20 protein-coding genes and 6 pseudogenes are annotated in these 26696 nt (G+C 69.9%); 9 read left to right on the plus strand and 17 right to left on the minus strand.

Annotated features, from left to right (window positions below; all coding sequences use genetic code 11):
- Positions 1-287: 287 nt before the first annotated feature.
- The 4 genes from DMB38_RS34420 to DMB38_RS36335 all read right to left on the minus strand — a co-directional run bounded on the left by DMB38_RS34420 (position 288) and on the right by DMB38_RS36335 (position 6322).
- The gene (locus tag DMB38_RS34420; protein WP_125938467.1) at positions 288-2804 is read right to left on the minus strand and encodes an FtsX-like permease family protein; all 2517 of its coding nucleotides are present in this window, start codon (positions 2802-2804) and stop codon (positions 288-290) included.
- On the minus strand, positions 2804-3502 hold the full coding sequence (locus DMB38_RS34425) for an ABC transporter ATP-binding protein (RefSeq protein WP_164716165.1): 699 nt from the start codon (positions 3500-3502) through the stop codon (positions 2804-2806). Before DMB38_RS34425 ends, DMB38_RS34420 begins: the two co-directional genes overlap by 1 nt.
- Positions 3503-3593: 91 nt before the next feature.
- The gene (locus DMB38_RS34430) at positions 3594-5159 is read right to left on the minus strand and encodes a class I adenylate-forming enzyme family protein (protein WP_125938469.1); all 1566 of its coding nucleotides are present in this window, start codon (positions 5157-5159) and stop codon (positions 3594-3596) included.
- A gap of 827 nt (positions 5160-5986) precedes the next feature.
- A complete protein-coding gene (locus DMB38_RS36335; RefSeq protein ID WP_164716166.1) occupies positions 5987-6322 on the minus strand; it encodes a hypothetical protein in 336 nt (111 codons plus the stop codon).
- Positions 6323-6582: 260 nt separating this feature from the next.
- Between DMB38_RS36335 and pabB the strand changes: the two genes are divergently transcribed.
- From pabB to DMB38_RS34450, 3 genes are all read left to right on the plus strand, one after another.
- Positions 6583-8712 carry an aminodeoxychorismate synthase component I gene (gene pabB / locus DMB38_RS34440; RefSeq protein ID WP_125938470.1) on the plus strand — a complete coding sequence of 710 codons (2130 nt, stop codon included), beginning with the start codon at positions 6583-6585 and terminating at the stop codon, positions 8710-8712.
- A gap of 204 nt (positions 8713-8916) precedes the next feature.
- Positions 8917-10143 carry a 4-hydroxybenzoate 3-monooxygenase gene (locus tag DMB38_RS34445; protein ID WP_125938471.1) on the plus strand — a complete coding sequence of 409 codons (1227 nt, stop codon included), beginning with the start codon at positions 8917-8919 and terminating at the stop codon, positions 10141-10143.
- Positions 10128-11096, plus strand: a complete 969-nt coding sequence (locus tag DMB38_RS34450) for a UbiA family prenyltransferase (protein ID WP_125938472.1) — start codon at positions 10128-10130, stop codon at positions 11094-11096. Before DMB38_RS34445 ends, DMB38_RS34450 begins: the two co-directional genes overlap by 16 nt.
- Positions 11097-11141: 45 nt before the next feature.
- On the opposite strand, the gene DMB38_RS34455 is transcribed toward DMB38_RS34450, so the two are convergent.
- Both DMB38_RS34455 and DMB38_RS34460 read right to left on the minus strand, forming a co-directional pair.
- The gene (locus DMB38_RS34455) at positions 11142-11921 is read right to left on the minus strand and encodes an aminotransferase class IV (RefSeq protein WP_125938473.1); all 780 of its coding nucleotides are present in this window, start codon (positions 11919-11921) and stop codon (positions 11142-11144) included.
- Positions 11922-12234: 313 nt separating this feature from the next.
- Positions 12235-12433: pseudogene (locus tag DMB38_RS34460) on the minus strand (transposase); the annotation flags it as partial.
- 418 nt (positions 12434-12851) lie between these two features.
- On the opposite strand from DMB38_RS34460, the pseudogene DMB38_RS34470 reads away from it, so the two are divergent.
- Positions 12852-13065, plus strand: a pseudogene (locus DMB38_RS34470) (short-chain dehydrogenase); the annotation flags it as partial.
- Positions 13066-13126: 61 nt separating this feature from the next.
- Here DMB38_RS34470 and DMB38_RS34475 read toward each other — a convergent pair.
- Positions 13127-13858, minus strand: coding sequence for a hypothetical protein (locus DMB38_RS34475; RefSeq protein WP_125938474.1), 732 nt, complete (start codon positions 13856-13858; stop codon positions 13127-13129).
- Between the two features lie 706 nt (positions 13859-14564).
- Entirely contained in the window at positions 14565-14834 is a 270-nt protein-coding gene (locus DMB38_RS34480) for a hypothetical protein (RefSeq protein WP_125938475.1), read from the minus strand.
- Between the two features lie 640 nt (positions 14835-15474).
- Between DMB38_RS34480 and DMB38_RS34485 the strand changes: the two genes are divergently transcribed.
- Positions 15475-16818 (plus strand): SGNH/GDSL hydrolase family protein, encoded by a 1344-nt coding sequence (locus tag DMB38_RS34485; RefSeq protein ID WP_125938476.1) that lies wholly within the window; start codon positions 15475-15477, stop codon positions 16816-16818.
- A 418-nt stretch (positions 16819-17236) separates the two neighbouring features.
- On the opposite strand, the pseudogene DMB38_RS37385 reads toward DMB38_RS34485, so the two are convergent.
- The 4 genes and pseudogenes from DMB38_RS37385 to DMB38_RS34500 form a co-directional block, all read right to left on the minus strand.
- Positions 17237-17470 (minus strand): annotated as a pseudogene (locus DMB38_RS37385) (glycosyltransferase); the annotation flags it as partial.
- Between the two features lie 38 nt (positions 17471-17508).
- Positions 17509-17601: pseudogene (locus tag DMB38_RS37390) on the minus strand (IS5/IS1182 family transposase); the annotation flags it as partial.
- Positions 17602-17687: 86 nt separating this feature from the next.
- Complete coding sequence (locus DMB38_RS34495; protein WP_125938477.1) at positions 17688-18143, minus strand: VOC family protein; 456 nt, start codon at positions 18141-18143, stop codon at positions 17688-17690.
- Positions 18144-18280: 137 nt separating this feature from the next.
- Positions 18281-18415, minus strand: a pseudogene (locus tag DMB38_RS34500) (type II toxin-antitoxin system PemK/MazF family toxin); the annotation flags it as partial.
- Positions 18416-18511: 96 nt separating this feature from the next.
- Here DMB38_RS34500 and DMB38_RS34505 point away from each other — a divergent pair.
- Positions 18512-18748 (plus strand): annotated as a pseudogene (locus DMB38_RS34505) (transposase); the annotation flags it as partial.
- Positions 18749-18848: 100 nt separating this feature from the next.
- Here the strand turns inward: DMB38_RS34505 and DMB38_RS34510 are convergent.
- From DMB38_RS34510 to DMB38_RS37740, 3 genes are all read right to left on the minus strand, one after another.
- Positions 18849-20132: a beta-ketoacyl-[acyl-carrier-protein] synthase family protein gene (locus tag DMB38_RS34510; protein WP_125938478.1), complete on the minus strand. Its 1284-nt coding sequence runs from the start codon at positions 20130-20132 to the stop codon at positions 18849-18851.
- A gap of 157 nt (positions 20133-20289) precedes the next feature.
- A complete protein-coding gene (locus DMB38_RS34515; RefSeq protein WP_125938479.1) occupies positions 20290-20619 on the minus strand; it encodes a TcmI family type II polyketide cyclase in 330 nt (109 codons plus the stop codon).
- A 2-nt stretch (positions 20620-20621) separates the two neighbouring features.
- On the minus strand, positions 20622-21272 hold the full coding sequence (locus DMB38_RS37740) for an antibiotic biosynthesis monooxygenase (protein WP_125938480.1): 651 nt from the start codon (positions 21270-21272) through the stop codon (positions 20622-20624).
- Between the two features lie 216 nt (positions 21273-21488).
- On the opposite strand from DMB38_RS37740, the gene DMB38_RS34525 reads away from it, so the two are divergent.
- Both DMB38_RS34525 and DMB38_RS34530 read left to right on the plus strand, forming a co-directional pair.
- Positions 21489-22034, plus strand: coding sequence for a SigE family RNA polymerase sigma factor (locus DMB38_RS34525; protein WP_125938481.1), 546 nt, complete (start codon positions 21489-21491; stop codon positions 22032-22034).
- Positions 22031-23212: a hypothetical protein gene (locus DMB38_RS34530; protein ID WP_125938482.1), complete on the plus strand. Its 1182-nt coding sequence runs from the start codon at positions 22031-22033 to the stop codon at positions 23210-23212. The genes DMB38_RS34525 and DMB38_RS34530 overlap by 4 nt, the downstream gene beginning before the upstream one ends.
- A 133-nt stretch (positions 23213-23345) precedes the next feature.
- Here DMB38_RS34530 and DMB38_RS34535 read toward each other — a convergent pair whose 3' ends face one another.
- On the minus strand, positions 23346-24161 hold the full coding sequence (locus DMB38_RS34535; RefSeq protein WP_125938483.1) for an endonuclease: 816 nt from the start codon (positions 24159-24161) through the stop codon (positions 23346-23348).
- A 384-nt stretch (positions 24162-24545) separates the two neighbouring features.
- Between DMB38_RS34535 and DMB38_RS34540 the strand changes: the two genes are divergently transcribed.
- Positions 24546-25739 (plus strand): M14 family zinc carboxypeptidase, encoded by a 1194-nt coding sequence (locus tag DMB38_RS34540; RefSeq protein ID WP_125938484.1) that lies wholly within the window; start codon positions 24546-24548, stop codon positions 25737-25739.
- Positions 25740-25859: 120 nt separating this feature from the next.
- Here DMB38_RS34540 and DMB38_RS34545 read toward each other — a convergent pair whose 3' ends face one another.
- Entirely contained in the window at positions 25860-26693 is an 834-nt protein-coding gene (locus DMB38_RS34545; RefSeq protein ID WP_125938485.1) for a 6-phosphogluconolactonase, read from the minus strand.
- Between the last annotated feature and the right edge of the window lie 3 nt (positions 26694-26696).

Here is a 26696-nt window from a genome sequence, read left to right on the forward strand (position 1 = left end):
GCCAGCACGCTACGCCGGTGGTCAGCCCGAGGGTCGTGCGCTTGTCCCGGGGCCACGCGTGGGCCACGGGGTGGTACACCGGGGGCTTTCCGAACTGCCGGCGGGGTCCCCACCACCCCGTGCAGAGGATGCCGCGCACCAAGGGGCGGCAGGACGTCGAACGCGGCGGCGCCCCGCGCCGGGAGCGGCCCCGCGAAGTGGGCGGAGGCCGCCGGGGCGATCCTGCGATCGCCCCGGCGCCGTCACCACAACGGGCCCCCCGGCGGGGTCACCAAGGCGCGAGGAGGTCACTCCTGAGCGAGTAGCTCCCGCAGCGGCGGGTTCGCCCGGCGGGGACCGGCGACCCACAGCGCCAGCAGCATGCACAGCGCCACCAGCGGCAGGCTGGCCACGGTGAGCAGCAGGGGCACGGTCACCGGCGGCAACAGTCCGCTCTGCCCCGCCTGCGCGTCGAGCATCGCCGGGATGGCGAGGAGGCCGACCGGCAGCGCCACGATCCATGAACTCACCGCGATCAGCAGCGTCTCGGCGGTGAGCTGGCGGCTGACGCTCTTGCGCGTCGCGCCCACGAGCCGGGTCAGTGCAAGGCCACGCTGCCGCTCGACCAGCCCGGACGCCAGCGTGGCGCCGCCGACCATGACCGCGAGGAGGAACATCACCCAGGCGAACGCCTCGAAGGCACTCACCAGGCGGGCGGTGATGCCGCCGAAGGCGGCCCGCACATCCTCCTGGGTGCGCACCTTGGCACGCGGGTAGCGCTCGGCGACCGTGTTCTCCAGGGTTGCCGCGACCTCGGAGACGTCCGCGCCCTCGCGCACGCCGACGAAGTACTCGTACACCCCGTCCGTGGCGGCGAGTTCCCGGTAGAGCGCGGTGCTCGCGATCAGCATGCCGCCGTCGGAGGCGGAGTCCTCGACGATCGTCCTCACCCGCAAGGCTCGTTGGCCACTGGGCAGCGGCATGTCGAGGGTGTCGCCGACCTCCATGTCCTGGGTGCGGGCGAAGTTGGAGGAGATGGCGATCTCGTCGGGTCCGAGAGCGGTGAGGAAGTCCTCCTCGCCCTCGGCCACCTCCAGGTCCGTGGACAGCTCGTGGTCGGAGGGCCAGTTCCAGACCTGCGTCTTCTTGCCGTCCAGGGTGACGTAGGCGTACGTGAACGGGGTCACGCCGTCGACGCCGTCCACGGCGCCCAGCTCTTGGCCGAGGGACAGCGGGAACTTCTCGTTCTGGAGGTTCTCCCCGACCCCGGCGGCCTGGACCACCAGCTCGCTCTGGGTCCAGCGGTCCACCGACGCGCCCACGTCGTCCTTGATGCTGCTGGACGCCCCTGCCATGGCGATGGAGGTCACCACGGCGATGGTGAACGTGATGCTGAGCACCGCGTTCCGCCGCCAGCTCAGTTGGAGCTGCCTGCCGGCACCGAGACGCATAGGCCCCGGCTCGCCCCGCCGCAGCAACGCGCCCACGACCACGGGCAGCACGACACAGAGCAAGGCCGCACCGCCGAGCAGGAACAGCAGGCTGGCGGACCTGACCATCTCGCCGCCGAACGCGACCAGCAGCACCCCGATGGCGATCGTGACCAGGCCGGCCACGAGCGGCCGGCGTGTGCCGCCCGGTATCAGCGCGATCCGGTCGCGACCGGTGACCGCCTCGATCGCGGTGATCGCCGTGAAACGGCGTACACCCGACAGCCAGGCGACGGCGAACATCACCACGGCGGCGGCGAACGCCCCCGCTACCGGCACCTGCCAGGGCACGCCCGGGGTCACGGCCTGCCCCGTCAGGTTGGTGATCTGCTCGGTGAACGAGCTGAGCAGTGTGCCCACCCAGACGCCGAGGGCCGCACCGACGACGTACGTGCCGAGCAGCAGCGGCACCATGACGGCGGCCGAGCCCAGCATGAGGTCACGGGTGCGGACGCCGAACAGGCGCATCCGGGCGAGCGTGGAGCGGGCGTCGTCGAGGGCGAGCCGCCAGGTGAGGAAGAGCACCACGGCGGCGGTCAGCACGGCGATCACCGCGAACAGCGCAAGGATGGTGACCGATGTCTGGAAGGTCTTGCTGTAGCCGGAAAGCAGGTCCTCGGGGTGCTTGACGTCAGCGGCGCCGTCGACCGCCGCCTCGGCCTCGGCGGCGACCGCGTCCCGGTCGCCGTTCCCGGGGTCGAGGAGCAGCACGTCGGCCGTGTCACCGCGGTCGAACGCGGCTGCGACGGTGGGCAGGGGGGCGATGACGACCGAGCCGCGGTTGGCGACGTCCCCGCTGAGCAGGCCCGCCACCCGCCACGTCTGGACGCCCTGCGGCGAGCTGATGCGGACCGTGTCGCCCTCGCGGACGCCGTGGTCGCCGGCCCACGTCTCGGAGAGGAAGACCTCGTCGGCGCCGAGCGGGGTGCCCCCGACCTCCTCGGCGAGCTGGTCGTCGACGAAGCCGGCGAGGGACTCGTCGACACCGAAGAGGACGACCGGCTCGTTGTCGGAGCCGGCGGACGTCTGCGCGGTGGTGCTGAGGACCACCGAGCGGGAGCCCTCCGCGCCCGTCTGCTGCTCCACGCGGTCCATCAGGCTGCTGTCCATGCCGCCGGGGGCACGGGCCTCGACGGCGACGACGTCGGGCCGGATCCCGCTGATGGACGCGCCCTTGATGGCATCGAGCACGGAGACGGAGACCAGCAGCATCGCGGTGGTCAGCAGCACGCCGCCGATGCCGGCGGCTATCGCCGAGGCCATCCGGGCCGGCCGTTGCCGCCAACTCCTCCCGAGGGCACGCGCGACGAGGCGCGCGGAGTCGAGGCCGGCCATTACGCCTTCCGCTTCGTGTTGACGATCGCACCGTCGGCCATGGTGACGACGACATCGGCGCCGGTCGCGAGGTCCATGTCGTGAGTGATGATCAACCCGGCGGCGCCGAGCGTGCTCACGAGCTTGTGCAGCAACTCCTGGACCCGACTGCCGTTCTCCTCGTCGAGCGCGCCCGTCGGCTCGTCGGCGAACACGACCGCGGGCTCCACGACGCAGGCACGGGCGATCGCGGCGCGCTGCGCCTCGCCACCGGAGACCTGGCTCGGCCACTGCGCGGCGCGGTGGTCGAGGCCGACCTCGCCCAGCATGTCGCGGGCGCTCCTGAGAGCCTGCGAGAGCTTCACACCGCTCATGACGAGGGGGGCGGCCACGTTCTCCGCAAGGGTGAGTGAGGGGATGAGGTTGTCCTTCTGGAGCACGAACCCGATCTTGCGTGCTCGTAACGAGGCCATCTCGGCCTCGCTCAGCGAGGAGATGTCCCTGCCGAGCAGGGTGACCGTGCCCGAGGTGGGCCGGTCGAGGCCGGAGAGTACGTTCGCCAACGTGGACTTACCGCTACCACTCTTGCCGACGATGGCAACGAACTCGCTCGCCAGGACCTCTATGGTGCAGTCCTTGAGTGCCGCCACGGTGGTGTCACCGCTGAGGAATTCCTTGCGCAGCAGCTCGCCGCGCAAAACTATGTCGTTCGCTGTCACTCGACGGACCGTCCCTGTGGATTCTCGTGTATGGCTACGGTGTGTTGGCGTGGAAATCCTACTGTGAGCGATCCGTGGCGACTCACCGTGGTCACCTCTCCATGTCGGCCAGGCGTCCTCGCAGCACCTCGCGCCGCACCTTGCCGGTGGCCGTTCTGGGAATCTCCTCCCAGGCGACGCTGAGGGGCGCGGCCAGCGCGGGCATGTCCCCGGTCGCGGCGGACCATTCCTCGGGTCCGACGGGCTCGGCACCGGGCCGGCCGGCGATGACGGGCAGCAGTCCTTCCTCCGTCTCCAGCACCACCACCTCGGCGAGGTCCGGGATCCGGGAGAGCAGCACGTCCTCCAGGGCGATCCCGCTGGGCGCGCCCTCCAGGCGCTCCACCTGACGGTCCAGCAGCCGCAGCGTGCCGCCGCGCCCCAGGGAACCCCAGTCACCGGTGTCCCACCAGCGCTCCTCGAACAGGTTCTGCGTGAACTTCTCGGGGAAGTTGAGGTATCCGGCGAACCGGCCCTTCGCGCGCACCTGGATCCTGCCGGCCTGACCGCGCGGCACCGCGGTCCCGTTCTCGTCGACGACGCGGATGGCGGCGTACCCGGGGATGGCGTGGCCTACGCGGTGGCCGGCCAGCTCAGTCTCCACGCCGCCGCGCCGCCGGCGGCGGGTGCGCACGTGGAAGGCTATGGGGCCGACCTCGGACTGGGCGTACACCTCCATGAACACCGCCAACCGGCGGCGGGAGCCCGCGAGCAGGCGGTCGACCGTGCGCGGGTGCGTGGCGTCGAACGTCGCGAGGAAGACCCGCACCGAGGACATCGCGCCCGCGTCGGCCAGGTCCTCCCAGGTGACGAACGTGTTGGGGTGGGTCTCCAGGTACTCGGGCCGCCAGCGCTCAAGTTGCTCACGCACGCTGTCGGGCTGCTCCGAGCCCAATATCAGCAGGGACACCCCCGCTGTGATCCCGGTGAGGAGGGCGGAGAGGGTGCGGATGTGGACGGGCGAGGTCGCGAACGCCGCGTAGCCGCGCAGCCGCAGCAGGCGCAGCATGCGCGTCTGGATGACCGACTGCTGGTAGAAGCTGGCACGCGTGTGGACGGCGAGCTTCGGCACACCCGTGGTGCCCGAGGTGTGCGTCACCAGGTACGGGCTGTCGGGGGAGCGCTCCACGCCATGCTGCGGGAGGGCGTCCGTGTCCGTGGCCGCGTCGGCCTCGCCGTCCTGCTCCCAGACGTCCTCCCAGACCAGCCGGGCGGCATCCACGGCCAGGGCGTCGGGGAACTCCTCCGCGCGTGCCCGGGCGACCAGCAGGTGCATGGAGTGCGGCACGGTCTTCAACGCCGTGTGGGCGGCATCGGCCTCCAGCCCCGGACTGAGGAGCACGGGCACGGCGCCGACGGCGGTCAGGCCGCAGACCGCGACCAGGACGTCGAGCGGCTTCTCCAGGCGCACGACGCACCAGTCCTCCGCCGCGATGCCCGCGGCCTGCACCCCGCGGGCGAAGCGCTGTGTCGCCTCGGCGAGTTCGCCGACGTCGACCTCGCCGTCCCGGACGGCCACCGCCGCCGAGGTGTGGTCCGCTGCCCAGGTGCGCTTCGCCTTGCCGGACAGAGCGACGAGCTGACTGTAGAGCAGGTCGGCTGACTGCGGTAAACGCATGGCGTACTACTTTCTTCCGATAGCCCTGAGGAGAGTCTGGGAAGCCCAATGCAGAGGGGGGCGGGAGGTGGGATTCGATGGGATCCAGGAATTCATGCTGTCGACCGGTTCAACTGAAAGGAGTTCGCATGTCGGAACGCGTGAAGAACACCTCTTGCTCATCAGCACCCGGCAAGCCCGGATTTATGATCAATTGACTCATGCAGCGCAACATGGTTGCAGACCGCACTCCCGTATGCAAGTGGGATTGTGGTCAGGTTCCGTTGGTTCGTTCCGCCTTTCACTGTGCGTCATGCCGTCAAAAACCAGAACACGTCGGACAGATGACTCCGGATGTCCTCGATCGCGGCTGACGGGCTTGCCATTGGGCGGCGCTCGGGTGTCACGCCGAGGGCACGTCTCCTATGGCAAATAACTGCCGCGGTCGGGGTATGGCCTGTTCAGCCTCGAATCGGTGTGCCCGCCGTCTGGCCCGGGCGCGGGTTCCGCGGGTAGCGTCCGCCCTCCGGCGCTCACGCCGGCGCCCCCGGCCACGAGGTCCCTCGCCCACGTCCGCTCTAGAGATTGGGACAGTCGCATGCCCGACGTCGCGATACGCGGCACCGGCTCCCCTGCCTTCCCGGCCAAGTCGTCACCAACGACGAGGTGGGCGCCCCCGAGGGCGTCGGCGATGCCTGGATCGCCCGTAGGGCCGCCGTCCACGGGCGTCGCCGGGCCGCTCCAGAGGAAGCGACTCCGGACCTGGCCACCGCGGCGGCCCGTCACGCCCTCGACTCGGCCGACCTCACCTCCGGTGACCTCTCGGCCATCGTCTTCGCCACCTCGCGTCACACACCTCCGGGAAGCTCGCCGACCTCAACTCCGTCCCGGCGGGCTGCAGCCGCCTCCCCGTGATCCGTCGGACACACGAGCGCGGCCTGTACCACTCCATCCCGGGCGGCGGCGAAGTGCGCCGCTTCGTCCAGGGGAACCGGCCGCAACTCGTCGAGCGGTTCCTCCACGAGTCCGATGTCGTGCCCGTCGGCGTCAGCCACGTGGTTCCTCACCAGGCGAACGGCGTCATGCTCAACGAGGTGATGGCGGGATTCGGCCTGCCCGACGCCCTCCCTGCACCTCACCCTCACCGAGTACGGCAACACCGGAACCGTCTCGATGCCCGTCATCCTCCTCGACACCGCCGCCGGAGCGGGCACACTGGGGCGAACTCGTCCTCGTCGCAGGTTTGGGCGGCGGCATGTCGGTGGGGCTCACCCTCGTCGAATGGTGACGAAAGGGTGCCGCTCTCACACCTTTTCACGCCTCCACCGTTCGTCTTCCACGGCAGGGTGAACAGACCCCGGTACGTGCTCGCATAACCGTTCACAGATGGAACGGAGAAAATCCGGCTTTCAGGCGGCCGACCCAGAAGGATTTCGAGGTTGCAATGCGCACGTTATTAGTAGACAACTACGACTCATTCACCTACAACCTGTTTCACTATCTGGCCGAAGTAAACGGCCGGGAGCCTGTGGTGCTCCGTAACGACGACGCGGGTTGGGACCCCGGGATGCTGGCGGAGTTCGACAGCGTCCTCATCTCCCCTGGCCCGGGGAGGCCGGAGCGCCCGGAGGACTTCGGCATATGCCAGGAGATCATCGATAATGGCTCGCTGCCGATCCTGGGCGTGTGCCTCGGCCACCAGGGCATCGCCCATGCGTTCGGCGCCCGGGTAACGCGGGCGCCCGAACCCCGGCACGGTCGGGTCTCGCCGGTGTTCCACGAGGGCAATCGGCTGTTCGCCGGGCTTCCCGAGCCGTTCGACGTGGTGCGCTACCACTCCCTCGCAGTGACCGACCTGCCCTGGGAGCTGCGGCCCACGGCGTGGACCGACGACGGCGTGCTGATGGGGATCGAGCACCGGGACCGCCCGCTGTGGGGGGTGCAGTTCCACCCCGAGTCGATCTCGACCGCCCACGGCCACCGACTGCTGCGCAACTTCCGGGATCTGGCCGAGGAGTTCGGCGGTGCGGGTAGGGGCACGGCCGTCGTGGCTGCGCCGACGCCGGCGGCCGGCGGGACGTCCAGGGCGCCCTCCCGGTCCGTGGCTCCCCGCTCTCGGAGTCCGCGGCGTCTGCGCGTGTTGACGACCGCTCTGCCCACCCGCTGGTCCGACGAGGTCGCCTTCGACCGTCTCTTCGGGGCGCACGAGCACGCGTTCTGGCTGGACAGCAGCGCGGCGGCCAGCGAACACGGCCGCTTCTCGATCATGGGTGACGCCTCGGGTCCGCTGGCCCGGGTCGCCCGGGCGGACACCTGGGACGGGAGCGTCACGGTGGAGCAGTCCACCGGCGTCGAGACCGTGCGGGGTGAGTTATTCACCTGGCTGGAGGAGGACCTGCGCTCCCTCAGCGTGGAACTCCCCGAGCTGCCCTGCGACTTCGCGCTCGGCTGGGTCGGCTATCTCGGCTACGAGCTGAAAGCGGAGTGCGGCGGTGCCGCCAGCTATCGGTCGGACGAGCCGGACGCCGCGATGATCTTCGCGGACCGGGCTCTGGTGTTCGACCACGGGACGTCCACCACCCACCTCCTCGCGCTCGCCGAGGACGGCGACGAGGGCCCGGGCCGGGCGTGGCTCGCCGACACCGCGGAGCGGCTGGGGGAGATAGCCGGGCAGGAGCCGCACTACGTTCCGCCGCCTGCGAAGGAAGCGACGCTGCGGCTGCGTCACGACCGGGACCGGTACCTCGAGCTCATCGCGCACTGCCAGGAGCAGATCGCGGCGGGCGAGACGTACGAGGTCTGCCTCACCAACCTGCTTCAGGCCGACGTCGCGGTGCCGCCGTGGCAGAGCTACCAGTTCCTGCGGCGCCTGACGCCGGCGCCGTTCGCCTCGCTGCTGCGCTTCGGGGAGATATCGGTGTTGAGCACGTCCCCTGAGCGCTTCCTGCGCATCTCGGCGGACGGCACGGCCGAGTCCAAGCCGATCAAGGGCACCCGGCCGCGCGGCGACTCGGAGAGCGAGGACATTCTGCTGCGCAAGGACCTGGCGGCCAGCGAGAAGGACCGCTCCGAGAACCTGATGATCGTCGACCTGGTGCGCAACGACCTGGGCCGCACCGCCGAGGTCGGGTCCGTCCGCGTGCCCAGGATCTACGACGTGGAGACCCACCCGACCACGCACCAGTTGGTCAGCACGGTCACCTCCCAGCTCAGGCCGTCGGTTTCGGCGGTGGAGTGCGTGCGTGCGGCCTTCCCGGGCGGGTCCATGACCGGGGCACCGAAGATCCGCACGATGAAGATCATCGACTCGCTGGAGGCCGGTCCGCGCGGTGTGTACTCCGGAGCCATCGGCTACTTCTCACTGTCTGGCGCATGCGACCTGAGCATCGTCATCCGCACCCTGGTCGTCACCCCGTCCCGGGTGAAGTACGGGGTGGGCGGTGCGATCGTCGCGCTGTCCGAGCCGGACGAGGAGTTCGAGGAGATCGCGGTGAAGGCGACGCCGCTGCTGCGGCTGCTGCGGGCGGAGTTCCCCGGGCGGCTGCCGGTGGACCTCATCAGGACGGGGCGCTGAGCACCGGGACCGCGACACCGGGAAGAGGGCACCGGGGGACACGCACGGGGGGCAGAGACACCGGGCTGGTGGAGCCGCCCGGCCGGATCCCGCTCCCCGGGGCCAGAAACCTCCCAGGACAGGAAAGGAAGGACGCCCGCTGATGCCACAGCGAACGCGCCCACCGGCCGCGAACGCCGGCGAAAGAGGATCAGGGAGTAGGCCGTGAAACAGCTCAAGACACAGGTGGCCATCGTCGGCGCGGGTCCCGCCGGACTGCTGCTGTCGCACCTGCTGCACCGTCAGGGCGTGGAGTCCGTCGTTCTGGAGCGCCGGACCAGGGAGTACGTGGAGAGGCGAGTACGCGCCGGGCTGCTGGAGCACACCACGGTCGACCTGCTGAGGCAGTGCGGGCTGGCAGACCGGCTCGACCGGGAGGGGATGCGGCACGGCGGGTTCGAACTGCGCGTCGCCGGCCACCGGCACCGGCTCGACACCGCCGCACTGACCGGCCACAGCACCTACGTCTACGGCCAGCAGGAACTGGTCAAAGACATGATCAGGGCCCGGGAGGAGGCGGACGGTCAGCTCCGCTTCAGCGTCGGGGACGTCGCCCTGGACCTCGCCGAGGACGAGGGCCCGTCCACGGTGCGGTGCTCGATGGACGGCCGGTCGACCGAGATCACCTGCGACTTCGTCGCCGGTTGTGACGGGTTCCACGGGGTCTCGCGCCAGTGCCTTCCGCCCGCGCTGCTGACGGCGCACGAGCGCCGCTACCCCAGCGCCTGGCTGGGCATCCTCGCCGCCACGCCACCCACATCCGGCGAACTGGTCTACGCCGTGCACGAGCGGGGCTTCGCGTTAGCCAGCATGCGCACGCCCGAGATCAGCCGGCTCTACCTCCAGGTGGGCCCCGGGGAGTCCCTGAACGACTGGCCCGACGAGCGGATCTGGAAGGAACTGCAGGCCCGCCTCGCCGTCGACGGCGAGACGTCCCTCACCGAGGGACGGGTGCTGGAACGGTCCCTGGTGGAGCTGCGCAGTTACGTCGCCGAGCCGATGCAGCACGGGCCGCTGTTCCTCGCCGGGGACGCCGCGCACATCGTCCCGCCCACGGCCGCCAAGGGACTGAACCTCGCGGTCGAGGACGTCCACGTGCTGAACGAGGCTTTCCGCTCCTGGTACGCCACCGGCGACCGCGCCGCGCTGGACGGCTACTCCGCCACGCGCCTGCCGGCCATCTGGGAGGCCGAGGAGTTCTCCGACTGGATGGCGGACCTGCTGCACCGGCCGCCGGACGACGACCCGTACGCGGCGCGACTGCAACAGGCACGGCTGGACGCGGTCGTCAACTCCCACACGGCGGCACGGCAGCTCGCGGAGCGGTATGTGGGCCTGTCACGACAGACCTCGGGACGCGAGGGAGGGGCGTGGTCGTGGAACCAGGCATAGCCCCGCAGCGCACCACCGACGCACCGCCACGCTCCACGGGGGAGCTGCTGCGCGGCCTCTTCCGGCTGTCGAAGCTCTTCGTCTACCAGCACTACTACGGATGGGGCATGGCGTGGCTGCTGCTGACGCCCGAGGCCCGCGACCGTCCCGGAACCACGCTGGCGATGCTGCTGTTCCTGGTCGGCACCATGGGTGTCGTCACCTGCACGTGCTCGCTCGACGACCTGGTGGGCTTCCGCAACGGCAGCGACGCCAGGAACTACCACAGCGGCGAGACGAAGCGCAACTTCTCCATGAAACCGCTGCTGAGCGGGCGGGTGACGGAGCGCGAGGCCGTGGGCTTCGTCAGCGCGGCGGCCACGGTCGCGATCCTGGCGGGGCTGGGCGCGTTCTGGGCGCTCGACTGGCAGGCGCCGGTGGAGTCGTACGTCCTGTACGGGGTCATGCTCTGCTGCATCCAGTACTCCGGTGGGGTGCGGCTGAGCTATTACCCGGGCGGGGGAGAGGCGGCCCTCTTCCTGGGCACGATGTCCGGGCTCCTCGCGCCCTTCACCGCCGCGCAGCACGCGTGGTCCGCCGACGCCGTGCTGGTGGCGGCCCTGCTCGGGCTGTGGCTCGTCATGGTGAGCAGCTACTCCAACGTCAACGACGTGGAGGGGGACCGGTCCGTCAACCGCCGGACTTTGGCGGCCACCGCCCCGAAAAAGGTCTACAAGTCGGCGATGGTCGCCTTCTTCGTCCTCTCAGCGGGGAGCACCTGCCTCCTCGCCGCGACGGAGCGCTGGCCGTGGTGGACCCTGCTGACGCTGTTGCCGGCGCTCGGGCTCCATGGGAGGCAACTGCGCGAAGGCCCGCTGAGGGAGGAGTGGCTGACCGCACGCAGGCTCGGGCTGTACGCCTTCGACCTCGGCTTCGTCGGACTGCTCGTCCCCACGCTGCTCGTCGTCCTCTAGCGGCCGCTCGTCGTCCCCGGGGAAAGGTCCTCCTTCGGGGCGGCGTCACAGGGGCTCAGGGCTGATGGACTCGTACTCCTTGCGCAGCGTGTGCAGGACGGGGTGTTCCGGGTCGTACGTGACCCCGTCGATCGAGGCGATGGGGCGGACGCCGACCGCGGCGTTGGTGGCGAAGGCCGCCTCCATCCGGCCGAGGCGTGCGGTGTCGATCAGCTCCGCGCGCTGCGCGCCGGTGTGGTGCCGCCGGAGTAGGGCCATGGTGACGCCGGGGAGGACGTCCGCGGTCGGCCACACGAGGCCGGCGCCGTCGAAGAAGCCGACGTTCCACGTCGGGCCCTCCGACACGGCGGACCGGCCGTCGAGGAACAGGGCGTCGTCGAATCCGGCGCACTGAGAGAGCCGCCGCTCGTGCAGGGCGCCGAACAGGCCGGTGTGTTTGACCGTCGGCACCTCCCGGCAGTGCGGCCTGGTACACACGCGCAGGGGCGGCGGCTCCACGGCAGCCGGCCGGCATGTCACCAGGAACTGCGGGTGTGCCTCGGCTCCCGGTCGCTCCAGCCGCAGCCCGGGGTCGAGCACAGTCACCCGCACGGTGACCGGGTCCGGGGCGTCGACGAGGGCGTCCCGGACGGCGGCCCGTACACGGTCCGCGTCCAGCCCCGTGCCGAAGACGGCGCGGCAATCACGCCGCAGGCGCTCCAGGTGGAGGGAGAGCCCGCGCACCCGTCCGCTCTCCACGCGCATGGTGGTGAAGTGACCGTAGTTGGTCATCGCCAGCGTCGTGAGCTGGCGTGCCTCGGTTTCCGAGGCCCTACTCGTTTCCATGGAAGTGACCAATCTGCTGGCCGGGGTCGCCTTCCGGACGGTCGGCGTGGGCGTCGACCGGAAGGACCCCCGGGCGTGCGAACCGACCTGACCAGCGCTTGCGCCTGGCCGGCGCTGCTGCCTGACTAGCTCTGCCGTCGCTCGGCCATCGCCACGAACTCCTCGATGTCGAATCCCCACGGCCGGGTGTCCCGCAACGGGTGATCTTTCCCCTGCACACCCGCTTGCGGACGATCGCGGCGGATGCACCGTCACCGTAACGCTGTGGGAGCCCGGCGGGTTGACTCTTCTGCCACACGCCTGCCTTGTTCATGCCCGAGCCGAAACCGAGGTCCTTCGGCAGGTACATCCACTGGATCCCGGTGTTCAACACGTACGGGATCCCGCACGAGCACCCCCCGGTCTGGGAACGGCCTGCGGCCCGGATACTTGAACCTGCGCTCACGCTGCGGCAGCAACGGCTCAACACGATCCCGCAGCTCGTCCGACACGACCCATGGCGGTGTCCCCACAGCCGCCTTGGACGCGGCGACCAGGACGGATCCACCTCATTGACCACTGTGCATGGTGAAGTTGCAGGTCATGGGCCTGGTGTGCGTCGTGTTCGGTGTCCTCACACTGGTGGCGGGCGGCAGTCTGGGGCGTAGATCGTCCGGCAGGTGCGGGTGGCGGGCCGGGCGGTGCGGCTGGTTCCGGACCGGTCGCCCGGGGTGGCCGAGTCCGCGTTGCCAGCGGAATACCAGCGCATCCTGGCTGCGGTGCGGCAGTCCGGCGGCCCGGTCGCCACCCGTGCCATCGGCGAGGTGCTGGGCCCGGACACCCAGGTGCGGGGCAAGCTAGAGCCGCTGTGCGGGAAGTTGACCAAGCTGGCCGAGCGCGGCTGGCTGCTCAAGCGGCCCGACGGGAAGTTCACCGTCCGCCCACAGGCCGCGGGCCGGCATGCGGACCGACAGCATCCCCAACTGGATGTGGCTCGACGCCGGCAAACTGGTCGCCGCGGCGCCGGCCGGCCTGTCGCGCGGCAGGACCCTGTCGATCCCCGACGCGCGGTACAAGGCCCTGATGGGGCTCACGAAGTTGACGCCCCGCACCCCTGGTGGGCACCCTCTCGTCCCGCACGGGCCGCAGGTACGGGCCGTGGTAGGCCGCCAGGCGGGCCTGTGGACGCCGGTGTGCTCCGTCCACAGGCCCGACGGCGAAGCGCACTAACCCAGGGTGACCTGGACGGGCTCGCTCCTCGGAGACCTCAACCCGTTACTGTCCAAAGCACCGACAGTGATGAGGTCGCCTTCGTTGACCACGACCGTGCGCTCATCGGCGTTCTCAAAGACCACGAAGGTGCGCGACCCTGTGACGGACGTCGTGTCCCCGACGATGGCGAACGTGTCACGCCCGTTCACGACGATGCCGTAGTTGACGAAATCCGCCTCGGAGACCGTCGGCGTCCAGGTCACCGTGAGGTCGTCGCCCTTGATGACGGCACTGGTCACCGTGGGTGCGGGAAGCGGAACACTCTGGTCGATCGGCACAAGGCCGTTGCTCGGCGCCGACTTGTTGCCCGCCGCGTCCTCGGCCACGATGGTGTACGTCGCCGTGGGATCGGCACCCGTCGTGTCCACGTTGACGGAGCCGCCATAGACGGGCAACCTGCCGGCGGCCCCCGCGTCCGACTTCGCGTCCAGCCGCTGGACCTGCTTGCCGTCCGCCAGGATGTTGATGAACTCGGTGTCAGCCGCCGTTGCCGACGGTTCCCAGTGCAGCTTGACCCAGGGGTCGGAGTAGAAGGCCTCCTCCAGTGTCGGCGGGATGAGCTCCGCCTCGGCCGCAGCCGCCGGTGTGGCCTCGGCAGCGGCGGCGCTAGGGACTGCGCTGAGCAGTGCGCCACCCAGCAGCAGCACTGCGCCCAATCCGCGCGTGATGCGCGTCCTTAGCTTCATGCGACTCCTACATTTCGGTACGACTCGCCGGTGGCGATGGTCGACGTGCATGTCGACATCGCCACAGGCGCTGATCGGCATTGACCACCTATCACTACGGACCCGTGGTGTCCCCCGTTCACCGTCGGGCCGTCAAATCCGTTGGTTTCACTTCCCGTTGAAGGCCACAGTCGGTGAAGGGCCCGAGGGGGCGCAGCTGCCCGGCGCCCCGCAGAACGCGCCGTAGGGAGAGGAGACCGGGCTCGCTCGGGACCCGGATGCGAAGCGCCGTCAGGCCCGGCACCCCAAGGGGGGCGCCGGGCCCAGCGCCTCGCCGATGGCGCGGGTGGCGAGACAGCGGACGAGAAACCGCAAACCCGCACCTGCCGGACGATCTACGCCCCAGACTGCCGCCCGCCACCAGCGTGAGGACACCGAACACGACGCACACCAGGCCCATGGCCTGCAACTTCACGATGCACAGTGCTCATTGTGGTGGCCGCGGTTAACGCGAGGGCCCTTCGATGCACGCGCCTGATCCTTGCCCCGGCCCACCGCGGAAGCTCGCGCCCGCGGACTCCCAGCCTTCGCCCGGGCCGCGACCGTGACAGCGGCCGTGACGGTCCCTGCGTTGTGCACGGCTGGCGGCGTACGCGCGATCCCGGCGGTGCGTGGCTGACGGTTCGTCACGCGGCTAGCGCCAAACGCGTCGCCCGGGCGGGGGATTTCACGGGTACTTCATAGCCGTGTATGGCCTGGCACCCCCGCGACCACGCACGATCACGGAGACGCCGCCCACATGCCCGTGGGCGGCGTGTGTTCTGTGAAGGAGCTGCTCCACCGCGCCGTCGCCGCCGCGGACGAGGGGGTCGATCAGCCGGTCACGGGCGTGGTTCGCCTGCCAGCCGTACAGCCCCTTGGGGCCGAGCCGGCCGTGGTTGATCCGGTCCCCGGCCCGGCCCCGTACGCCCACGATCCGGTCGTCCGTAACGGCCACGACGACCGCCGTGGCGGCGGTTGGCCCTCCGTACGAGCTGGTCAGTGGAAGGACCGCCAGGAGTGTGACGGTGCGGCCGGGGTGGTGGTCTGCACGGCCGGCCGCGGGCCGGTGTGTGGCTTGGGGGTGCGGGCGGCGGGAGTACCGCGACGGTTGCGGCGAGGCGGGCGGCGATCTGCTGGCCCTGCACCGTTTCCAGCGCCGCGGCGAACCGGCGTGCGGTCTCCAGGAGTTCCTGCAGGCACACCATGGGTCCTGCGTCGTAGCCGCTGCTGGTGGCGCCGAGCACGGAGTTGGCCGCGCCTTGCGCGTCCTGGGCCTCGATGACGTCTCGGATGAGCCGTTGCAGCGGCACCTCGGGGGCCGGCACCGGGCGGTTGGACCGGTAGACGTCGGGGTGGAGGACTCCGGCCGGGACCGGAGCAGGCAGCTCCTGCACGGCCGCGTACTTGTCTGCGTAGCGGCCGGCGACCTGCCAGGCTTGCGTAAGATCCGGCTCGCCCCGTAGCGCGACCACCGGCAGGTGGTGGCTCTCGGTGAGGCGGGCGCGGGTGATCGGCCGACCGTCGGAGGGATACCAGGACTCGGTCAGTTCCAGCTCGCCCCGCCGTAGGGCGTCTTGGACCGCTTCGCTCGACGGATGCTGGTGCTGGGAGACTCATTCTCGTCGGGCGAGGGCTTATTCGACCTCAAGGGTCCCTGCGCGCGGTCCGCCCACGCCTATGGGCCTGTTGCCGCCGACTCGCCGGAGCTCGACGGGTACCTCGTGCAGCGCGGGGCGATCGATGTCCACGCCTGTACCGGTGCGCGGAGCTACCGGTTCGACGATCCGGAGGAGCCGGACCCCGAGGACCTGCCTGCGCAACTCGCCACCGTGCGCGCGGGCCGGATGCCGTACGGCCTGATCGCCATCACCATCGGCGGCAACGACCTCGGCTTCAGCCCCGTCATCGAAGAGTGCATCATGCACCGCTTGAGCTGGAAGCGTCCCGGCTGTCAGGTCTCCGAGGGCGAGCTGAAGGAGAGGGTCGACAGGCTCGGCAGGCGCCTGCCCGGCATCTACGACCAGATCGGCCGTGAGGCGCTCGCGAGCGGCGGCCACCTCGCCGTGCTGGGATACCCGCAGCTCTTCGAAGACCCCGACAAGTGGACAGGCCGCAGAGGCTTCTTCGGGGTCTGCAACGGCGTCTTCGCAGCCGACGCTGAGAGGTTCCGCCGTGTCTCGGACTACTTGAACGACACCATCCGCAAGGCGGTCGAGAAGACCACCACCCCCGGCGTCGAGTTCATCGATGTCGCCCGCGGGTTCGACAAAGGGCACAACCTCTGCGGGAAGGATCCGTGGCTCAACAGCTTGGCGGCGATACCCGCATACTGGTTCTACGATACTGATCAGAACATCTGGCAGTATGAGCCCAAGGGCGAGATCCGGTTCGAGGTGGCCATGCACCCGAACCGCTTCGGCCACGCCTACGAGGCTGACCTGCTGGTGGACGCGGTGACGACGAGGTTCGACTGGTCGGAGTTCGGCACCGCTCCCACGGCCACTCCCTCGCCGCCGCCCGGCGGGGGCGCCGGCGGGCCCAACGAGATCTGCCGTGAGGCGTCCCACGAGCGGGTCTGCGTGCACACCGGCATCCTCACCGGCAGCGACGAAGGCGCCGGCATGGGCCTCGGCCCGTACGCCCAGCCGCGCACCATGTACGTCGGCTCCAACCTCACCCTTCAGGACCTCCAGTGGCAGGACTGGGGCAAGCCCACCGCCCGCGCCCGCGGCCGGACCGCCAGCACGGACTGCGAGCCCAACTGCGGCGAGGGCGAAGCCGACCGGCAGCGCGTCCAGGTGGAGGTCTCCCAGCTCGTCGACACCGAAGACCTGCGCGTCTACACCTGCGCGCGGGCGCGCAAGGCCGGGCAGGGCTGGGGGTCGCTGGGAGTGAAGCGGGTCTGCCTCGACGTCAACGGTGAACCGGTCGGCGGCTAGCACTGCAGTCACAGATTGCTATCGCTGCTGGTCAGAGGGGCCTTTCCGGGCCTGTTCGACTGACGTGACGTCAGGTTGAATAAGTTCGTGACCTCGGGTTCGGCGGGTGAGCCAGGGCGTGGCGGATCGTCGCCGCGGACGTGTCGAGGACTACCGGTAGCCTTCGCCAGTCGGCAAGGTGCCGTGCCGGTGGTAACTCGTCGGGACCACGGCGGGCCGCGGCAGAGAACATCTGCGTACGGGACCAGATCCTCGGCGTACGCCGCGGCGACAGCTCGGTCGCGACGGGCGAGGGCGGCAGCCGCGTCGGGGTGGATGATTCGGCCGTAGCGGTCGCTGGCGAGGTCGAGTGCCTTGTCCGCGTCGCGGTCGATGGCGGAGCGGCGGGCACTGTCCTTCGGCTGTTGACGGCCATGCTCAAGCTGGCACCGAACCGGTGTGCGAACTGCCGCGCGGTCGTCTCTAGCTGGGGATACGAATTCTGCGCGGTCGTCTGGCCGGCGTGCTTGCGGTAGCCGTACGGACGGGCAGCAAGATGCCGTCGGCAAGGCACGTCAACGCCAGCGCGCAGTAATCCTCGCCCTGCACCAGGCCGCCCATGGGCGCCGCGTGCGCGGACCAGCTCGGTGCGGGCGAGGATCGTGGTCAGCCCGCCGCGGGACCGGTCGATCGCCTCACCCGGCCAGTCCCGCCCCCTTTTCGTGTCCCGGCTGCGTGCTGGTGAGCTCGCACCGTGGGGGAGTCCACGCACACCACCGACCAGTCGACCGCACCGACAGCATCGCAGTGCTGCTGGACATGGGCGGCGGGGACCTCGGCGTCGGGGCCGAGTCGGGGCACCGTTCGAGGCCGCATCGTGTGACGAGCGCTCAGCTTCTGGACGTCTCGTCGATGGCGGGCATCGGCTTCCCGTCCGGATGCCAGCCATTGAGAAAGCCGGCCTGTCTGCCGACATCAACGAGTTCGATCCGGGCACCGATGCTGTCCATCTGGTGATAGGCGAACGGTCGGCCATAGGGACAGCCGGAGAAGTCCACGGGCATGCCCTCTTCTTCCAGACGCTGGGAACCGTGCCGCACATCGCTGGTCCAGAAGCCGATGTGATCGAACCTGGCTCCCTTGGACGCGTCCCAGGGACTGTCTGACGGCCCTTCGATGAGCTCGATGAAGGGCGGCCCGCCTGCGGTGAAGACGATGCGGTAGTCCCACTCACCGAGGCGGTCGGACAGAGGGTCACTCCACTTGACCCTGGCCGCACGCTGAAGGTCCTGCATCGCCCGCTCGATGTCCGGGACCACGAAGCACACATGGTAAAAGGCAGTCATTCATCCATGATCGAGTACGTCACCCCAGAGGCCCAGCAGTTAATGCTCCAGGCGTAGATCGTGATCTTGTTGCCGGAATGGGAGGTGGAGAGGGGGCCGCCGTCGGTCATCGACGAGATCGAGCTGGGCAGCAGAGGCCATGTGCAAGGAGTAAAGGCTGGACGCGGGAGCGCGAACCGGACCACGCCTTCGAAGGGCACTCTTTCCAAGGGGCCTATGGCCACTTCAACGCCGAGGCCGCCGATGTCGACGCCCGCTGGAGGGACGACCTCTTCGCCGGCCCCGGCTTCACACGTCGTGACCGAGGCGCGGTGAAGACGGGTGCGGCCACCGGTGATCATCAGTGTGTGAAGACTGAAGATCATGCGCTGGCCGCAGGTCACAGCGTAGAACCTGCCCGCCGGCAGGAGGCGTTCGAGGTACTGATGGGCCGGATAGCGGGCCGGTTCGCGCGGGTTGAGCCCCGGCGCCGGGTAAGGGATGCGGTGCTGGTGGCCGACGAGACCGGGGACGTGAAGAAGGGAACGCGCACCGTCGGTGTCCAGCGCCAGTACACCGGCACCGCCGGGAGGAACGAACACCAGGTCCGCCGCTTCACCTCGTGGTCTCGCTGGGTCACCCCGGCCACGCTTGCTCACGCCTTCCCCGCTGTCGTTCGCGCTGACGAACACGCCCGCTACCCCGCCCCGGACGACCGGATCCCGCTCATGACGCCGTCTTCGTGGGTGGGCGGGTGAGGACGGCTGCGCTCTGGAAGCCGCCGAAGCCGCTGCCGACGCTGAGGACGGTGTCCACGCGCTGTTCGCGTGCGACGTTGGGGACGTAGTCCAGGTCGCATTCGGGGTCGGGGTTGGCGTAGTTCGCGGTGGGCGGGATCACGCCGTATTCGATGGCCAGGGCGCAGGCGGCCAGTTCCAGGGAGCCGATGGCGCCGAGGGAGTGGCCGATCATCGATTTGATGGAGCTGACGGGCACTTCGTAGGCGCGGGTGCCGAGGCTGCGTTTGAATGCGGCGGTTTCGTGGCGGTCGTTTTGCCGGGTGCCGGAGCCGTGGGCGTTGATGTAGCCGAGGTCGTCGCCGGTGCGGCGGGCCTGGCGCATGGCGGCGCGGATGGCTTCGGCCATCTCGCGGCCGTCGCGGGTCAGGCCCGTCATGTGGTAGGCGTTGGAGCGGGTGGCGAAGCCGCGGACTTCGGCGTACAGGTGGGCTCCGCGGTGGTGGGCGGCGGTGAGTTCCTCCATGACGAAGACGGCGGCTCCCTCGCCGAGGACGAAGCCGTCGCGTTGGCGGTCGAAGGGGCGGGAGGCGTGTTCGGGGTCGTCGTTGTTCGCGGAGGTCGCCTTGATCGCGTCGAAGCAGGCCACGGTGATGGGGGAGATGGGGGCGTCGGTGGCGCCGCAGACGACGACGTCCGCCCGGCCGGTGCGGATGAGGTCGGCTCCGTAGCCCACGGCGTCCAGGCCCGAGGTGCAGCCCGTGGAGATCACGGTCACCGGGCCCTCCGCCCCCGTCTCCCAGGCCACGTCACGCCCGATGGACGACGGAATGAAATAGTCGAAGAGCTGCTCCACAGCAACCGTGTGGTCGACCAGCCAGCGGGAACCGCCGTGGCTGGCCCGCTCGTACTCCCGGTCGAGGCTGGTGGTGCAGCCGACGGCGGTGCCGATGCTGACGCCGATCCGGCCGGGGTCCGTTGCGGGGGTGTCCAGTCCGCTGTCGCGCACCGCTTCCCGGGTGGCGGCCAGCGCGAGCTGTGTCGCCCTGTCGTAGGTCTCCGCTTCCGCGGGCGACAGACCCTCCGCCGCCGGGTCGAAGTCGACCTCCGCGGCGACGCGGGACCGGAACGGCGAGGGGTCGATCAGCGTCATCGTGCGCGTCGCGGTGCGCCCGGCGACCAGCAGTTTCCAGAACGCGTCGGTTCCCACCCCGCCCGGGGCCCGTACGCCGATGCCGGTGATCACCGCGCGTTTCTCCGCGTGCCCGTCCATATCAGCCACCTACGCGTAAAGCCGCGTGCCCGGGGTGCGGAACAGGCTCCGTGTCCACATACCTGAGCTCGGTCCGGGGTACGGCGGTGCTGGCGCCCTTTGTCTCAGCCATGACTGGTCCTTTCACTTTCCGCGGTGTCGAGATCCTCACGACCGGTCAGGGGGTGTCGGCTTCCCAGGTGTAGAAGATGTCGGCCCGGGAGTCCTTCAGCTCCTTCCAGGCGGCGTCGTACGGTGTGAGAAACCGGCCGACGCGTTCGTTGACCTGCTGGAACAGCGCACTGCTCCGGGCCCGGTAGAGGCGGTCCATGATGTCGTCGTCGGCCTCGATCAAGTGCATGTAGAGATCGTGGAACCGGAAGAGCACGCGCCGTCGCACGCCGATTTCGCGCGGCAGCACGGTCTCGTCGTGCTCGGCGAAGGCGGCCGCCACGTGCGGGGCGTCCGCCGGGTTCATCCTCAGCACCATGAGAGCGCGATACGCCATGGTCACCCTCCGTCGGGTCGGCCCGCGTCGTACGAGTGGACGACGTCGCAGGAGAGTTGGACAGGCCGGGATACCGACCGGCAGTACGCGAAGTACTCCGCCAGCCGCGGGTCGTCGTGCATGGACCGGAAATCCGCTTCCGACTGCCACTGGGCGTAGTTGACGACGTGCTCGCCATCGTGGCTCAGGTGGAAGCTGGCCGAGACGAACCCGGGCAGGTGGCGGATCAGCTCCTCCGTCACCTGAGCCATGCGATCGCAGAGCTGCTTCTGCTCATGGCGATGCACGGGGAAGACGTTGACGAGAGTGAAGAGAGGACTGGCTGCGGAGATGGACGCCATCGGGCACCGGCCTTCGTATCGGCGGGGAGCAATTCCGGGACGGAGCCCGGGAAAGAACACGCCGGGCAGAGCGGAACCGGCGCGAGCAACGTGAGAAGCTGAACCCTGCCCAGCGGTATCGGCGATGAACAGATAGTCCGCCTCGCTTGTGATTTCTCCACAGAGTCCGGTCGAAAACGAGGACACCCACCGGGCCACCCAAGTGGGTGTAATTTTGTGATCAGTCTGATCGGCGCCAGGGAGGCTGCCTCGCGTGCCACCCCCCTGGCCCGCACCGGTTGGTCCACGGGTCCCGGGCATCGGCATCCTCATCGGATACGCCCGGTATGCGGGTTTTCGGCGCCCCCGGTGCCCGTGACCCGAAGGGCGCCGCCAGCAGTCAGAAAGAAGGCCGACTACCTGCGGCGGACGGGCGGCGGCGGAGCTGTTCGAGTTTTCTCGACGGGCCCGGCATAGCGGGGCGGTCCCGTACGCGTCCAAGAGGGTGACAGGCGACCACGAGCCGAGGACAACCGAACACGGGGAACCATGAATGATGAGGAAGAGCGCCGCTTCCGCGAGTTCGTCGCGGCGCGCTCGCCCGCGCTGATGCGCACGGCGACCCTCTTGACCGGCGGCGACGTCCACGCCGCCGAGGACCTGCTGCAGACCGCGCTGGCGAAGGCGGCGGCGCGCTGGGGCAGGTTGGAGAGTCCCGAGGCGTATCTGCGGCAGGTGCTCTACCGGCAGCAGGTGAGCCTGTGGCGGCTCTTACGCACGCGCCGCGAGACCACGGTGGCCGAACTTCCCGAAGCCGTGCGCGAGGACCCTGCCGAGGCCGCCGAGCTACGGATCCAGATACGCCGGGCGCTGGCCCGGCTCACGCCGCACCAGCGCGCCATGCTGGTGCTGCGCTACTTCGAGGACGCCCCCGAAAGGGAGGTGGCCGAGCTGCTCGGCTGCTCGGTGGGCACGGTCCGCAGCACGACGCACCGGGCCCTGGCCAAACTTCGCAAGCTGGTGCCGGAACTGGACCCCGGCGCCGCCTCCCGCAGCCCCGAACTCGGCAACTCACCCTCGGAGGTGCGGAAATGAAGGCTGACCGGCTGTTGCGGGACACCCTGCACGAATGGGCCGAGGAGACAACGCCCCCGCCCGGCCCGGACCTGGCGGACAGGGCCTTGCTACGGCGCCGCCGGCGCCGGGCGACCGCGGTGACGGTGACGGCCGCCGCCTTCGCGCTGCTGGCGGGCGGCGTGGCGGTGCCTGTGCTCGCGGAGACCGACCGGCCGGGCCGCCCGGAGCCGGGGCGAATGATCAACGACGACGTGTCCGCACACCCACGCGAATCCCCGCCGCGCCGTCTGGTCGCCGCCGGGAACGTCGCGGTGTCCGCATACCAGGCGGACCGGAGCACCGAGGAACGGGACGGTGTCGAGCGGACGACGTACACCTGGTATCTGTACGACCCCGGGACGCAGGAGTACGAGAAGACGCGCTGGGGCTGGCTGGACGTCGCCCCCGGGATGCGACAGGCGGCGGTGCTGGAGAAGACACTGCCTGCGTCCCGGGTCGGGATCCTCGATCTGGACACCGGAAAGGTGACGAAGTGGATCCCGGTCGAGCACGAGGCAGGTGGGGTGCACTGGTCGCCGGACGGGAAGCGGCTGGTGGTGACCGCGTACCACGGATACCCGGATATCGAGACCGATGACCTGGACCGGTATACGTCGTCCCATGCGAGGACCGGCTATTACCTGGTCGACGTCGACTCGGGGCGGAAGGAATACCGTCCGATGGGCGTCGGCATGGACGGCAGGTCCGTCGGGATCGGCCGTATGGACGTGCGGTGGAGCCGGGACGGCACATCGCTGCGGGTGCTGGGAGCGCCGGGCGGCGATGCCATCGTGACCTGGTACGACCTGGAAGGCCGGGCGAAGAAGAAAGCGCCCCCGTACGAGGGCCTGGACCAGGCGCGCGCCGGCCTGTCCCCGGACGGCCGCTACTACACGGTGGGCGACGGATGGAGGGCCACGGTGAAGGAGACACGGACCGGCCGGACGGTCCCCGGGTCGAGCGGGAGCATGACCCTCGCGTGGGCCGACAGCGGGCGCCTGGTGCGCTGGGAATGCTCGCCGGATCCGAACTGCGTGCAGGGCATGGGCGAGCGGCTGGTCCTGACCGACCCCGCGGGGCGTGACAAGATCCCGCTCACGGGCTCCCGTTACGAGAACACCCCCCAGGACTGGGAACCGCTGATCACCCAACGCTGACCCGGCGGCGCCCGCCCGCGCTGTGCGGACGGGCGCCATTCGGGTGCGAGAAGAGCGAGAGGCCTGCTGCTCGATGAGCCGTTCGGCGTCATCCGGCCACTTCGCTACCGCACGGTCACGCCTTGGGGAATCGTTACGGCCAGATCGAGTCGACCCACTCCGGGTGGTCGATGAACGGATTCCGGTTGTGCTGGATCTGGTCGAAGATCACCTGGTTGCGGTTCTTCTCGAAATCGCTCGGCGGGTCCTGGTCGTTCCACTCCTTGAGGACCGAGAGCTTGCCGATGGCGGGCGACGAGCCGTTGTTGACCTGGTCGTTGGGCTCCAAGTCGGCGAAGCCGTCGTTGCCTTCGTAGCGCACGGCCATGTAGAGGATCATGCGGGCGACGTCGCCCTTGACGTCGTCGCGGGGCTCGAAGGAGTCGTCGTCGGTGAAGCTCCCCGGAGCCTGGTCGACCGGGCTGCCGCCGTAGTCGAAGTCCTTGTTGCCGCGGGTGCTGTTGACCGTCACGTCTGTGGGGCGCAGGTGGTGCACATCGGTGCCCGGGCCGGTCGAGGTACCGAAGTCGCCGTGGCTCTTGGCCCAGACGTGCTCGCGGTTCCAGTCGTCGGCGTTGCCGCCGTTGGAGTCCTTGCTCTGCGAGACACCGCTGTAGAGGAGGATGACGTTGTCCGGGTTTTGCGGGTCCTCGTCGGTCTTCATGAGTGCTTCCCAGACCTGGCTGTATGAGATCTTGGTCTGGTCGCTGATGATCGTGTGCAGGGCACTCTTGAGCTCGTCGCCCTCCTTGCCGAGCGCGTCCTTGTAGTACGTGTCGTCGTACGCGACGACGGAGGACGTTGCGGGTCCGGCGGGCGTCGCCGCGACGGAGGGCAGCGTACCGGTGGCCGCCGCGGCCAGAGCCACGGCGGAGATCAGCGCGGTGCGCGGTATTCGGGACGTGTCCACGGAAGAACCTCTCTCCGGGAGTCGGCACCTGCCGGTGCCGGATGTGGGGGGTGGCGCGTGGGCCGGCCGGGTGCCGGACCCCCAACGAGCGTGACAGCACGCGCAGTTGGCTTCAAGTACGTACCCGCAGGTGGCCGCGCGTAGACCTGATTTCCCGTGCTGCCGCGGTGTCCGGCGCGGGCGGTGCTTTCGCGTTCGGCGGAGCTCGGCAGCCACCTTGCGCACCCCTCGACGGCGACCGCGGCCCACAGCACGCAGGACGGCCGCCACCAGGCCAGGTACGTATGCGACAGGAGTGTCGTCCCGTTCACAGATGTCTCTTGAGCGTCTAGAGTGACGCACGCCCCCCTCAGTAGTGCCTTCATGACGCCTGAGGAGCAGTGAATGTCTGCACGAAATTGGGTCGCCACCCTGGCGAGCACCGCCCTGATCGCCGGCCTCTCGACCGTCGCCGCCAGCGCCGCCGACAGTCCCGCCGCCGGCGCGATCCCGCCGGTGTCCCACTGCGGCACCGAGGCATCCGGTTCCGGCAACAACGGCTTCGTCAACTACCGGCAACTGACCGCCGCTCTCCAGCAACTGGAGACCAGCACCGGCGGCATCGTCGACGTGGAGGTGGCCGGGTACTCCAACAAGGGCCGCGCCATCCACACCGCGCGTGTCGGCGAGGGCGACAAGGTCGTGTACGTGCAGACGCAGATCCACGGCAACGAGATGCACGGCACCGAGGCGGCCCTGGAACTGCTCAAGCAGTGGGGCTCCAACAGCCCAGAGGCCAAGAAGCTGCGCGAGGAGGTCACCGTGGTGGTCGTCCCCCGGCTGAACGTCGACGGAGGCGAGCTCGACCGGCGGCAGAACGACATGACCTGGGACGAGGTCGTCGCCGACTTCCCGCAGCTCGCGGGTGCGTCCCCGGCGTGGAACTACAACTCCCGGGTCGGCGGCTTCGACGTCAACCGTGACTTCAACCCGAACCTGGACTACGTTCCCTCCGCCGGGGACTTCCCGGGCAACAGCGCCGACACCGGCTGGTACATCACCCCCGAGGCGCAGACCTCCCGCGACGTCTACCGTTCGCTGGAGCAGGAGTTCGGCACGGTCGATTACTTCGTCGACCTGCACAACCAGTGGTCCTGCTACGCCACCGAGGACATGGAGAGCATGTCGCCGCTGTCCATCTCGGCCAAGTTCATCGACAACCCGGGCGAGTTCGGCAACTGGCCCAAGTTCGACCTGGACGCCTCCAAGCGGGCCAACGTCGCCGTCTACGAGGCGCTCCAGGAGCGGGGCCAGTCTTCCTACGGCAAGCTGACCCTCTACCCCCAGTCCACCAACCTGCCGGGCACCGCGCTCGGTTCGTACCAGCTCCGCGGCTCCGCGGTGGTTCTCTTCGAGACGTCCTCGCAGACCCAGTACGACGGCATGAAGCGCAACGGCATGCTCGCCAAGATCGTCGAGACCGGGCTCGGCGGCCTGGTCGACGCCGTCGCGGACGGGTCGGTGAACTCCCTCGACACGGGCGTCTACGACGCCATCCCGAACCGCGTCACGCTGCCTTCCGACGGCCCCCGCGGCTGACGGAGCGAACGGCCCGCGGCATCTCCCGGTGGCCCCGTTCCCCCCTGGCTCCGCACCGGCACTTCGGTCCGGAGCCAGGGGAACCATCGCCCCGCCGGGAGATGCCGCACCGCGTTCTGCTCAGTCGCTCACCCCGCTCCTCGCGTACGGCGTGGCCCCCGCGCCGAAGGCGGCGGCGTCGACGTACAGCGCCGGGTTCCGGCAGTCGACGACGAGGGTCGCCGGCCACTGCGGGTCGTACTCGGTGCTCGCGGCCAGCCGGCGTACCGCCTCCCGCTTGTGCGGGCCGTGTACGGCCATCACCGCGCGGCGGCTGTGCGCGACGATGGTGCGTACGCCCACGGTCACGCCGTGCCGTGGCACCTCCGCCAGGTCGGAGAAGCCCGGGAAGGTGCCCATGTTGTCGGCGCGGGTGGTCTCGGCGAGCACCGTGATCCGGCTGCCCGCGTCCGCCGCCGTGCCCGGCGGGTTGAACGCGACGTGCCCGTCGGACGCGCCCGAGGCCAGCAGGAACAGGTCCACCCCGCCGGCCTCCGCCAGCCTCGCGTCGTACGCGGCCGGCTCCTGCGGGGACGGGAACCACACCGCGTCGGCGGGCATCGAACGGCCCGGGCCGGCCGCCGCGTTGAGCGGCCCGGCGATCTCCTCGGCGGCGAAGCGGTGGCAACTGAAGTGCGCGGCGTGGTCGATGTCCCGGAAGCCGCCGCCCGGCGCGGGCAGCACGTACTCGTCCATCATCGCGATCACGACGTGGCGCAGGTCGAGGTCGCGGGCCGCGGTCAGCCGGGCCAGCGCCCGGTACACCGGGCGGGGGCTACGGCCGCCCGGGCACCCCAGCACGTACCGGCGGCCGGCCTGCCCGGCGGCGGCGATGCCGTCGGCGATCTCGGCGGCGAGTGCCGCGCCGAGGCCGTCGGGGGTGGCGAAGACGCGGGGGGCGAGGGGGGCAGGCACGAA

It is taken from the genome of Streptomyces sp. WAC 06738, from assembly GCF_003945505.1.
Taxonomy (GTDB): domain Bacteria; phylum Actinomycetota; class Actinomycetes; order Streptomycetales; family Streptomycetaceae; genus Streptomyces.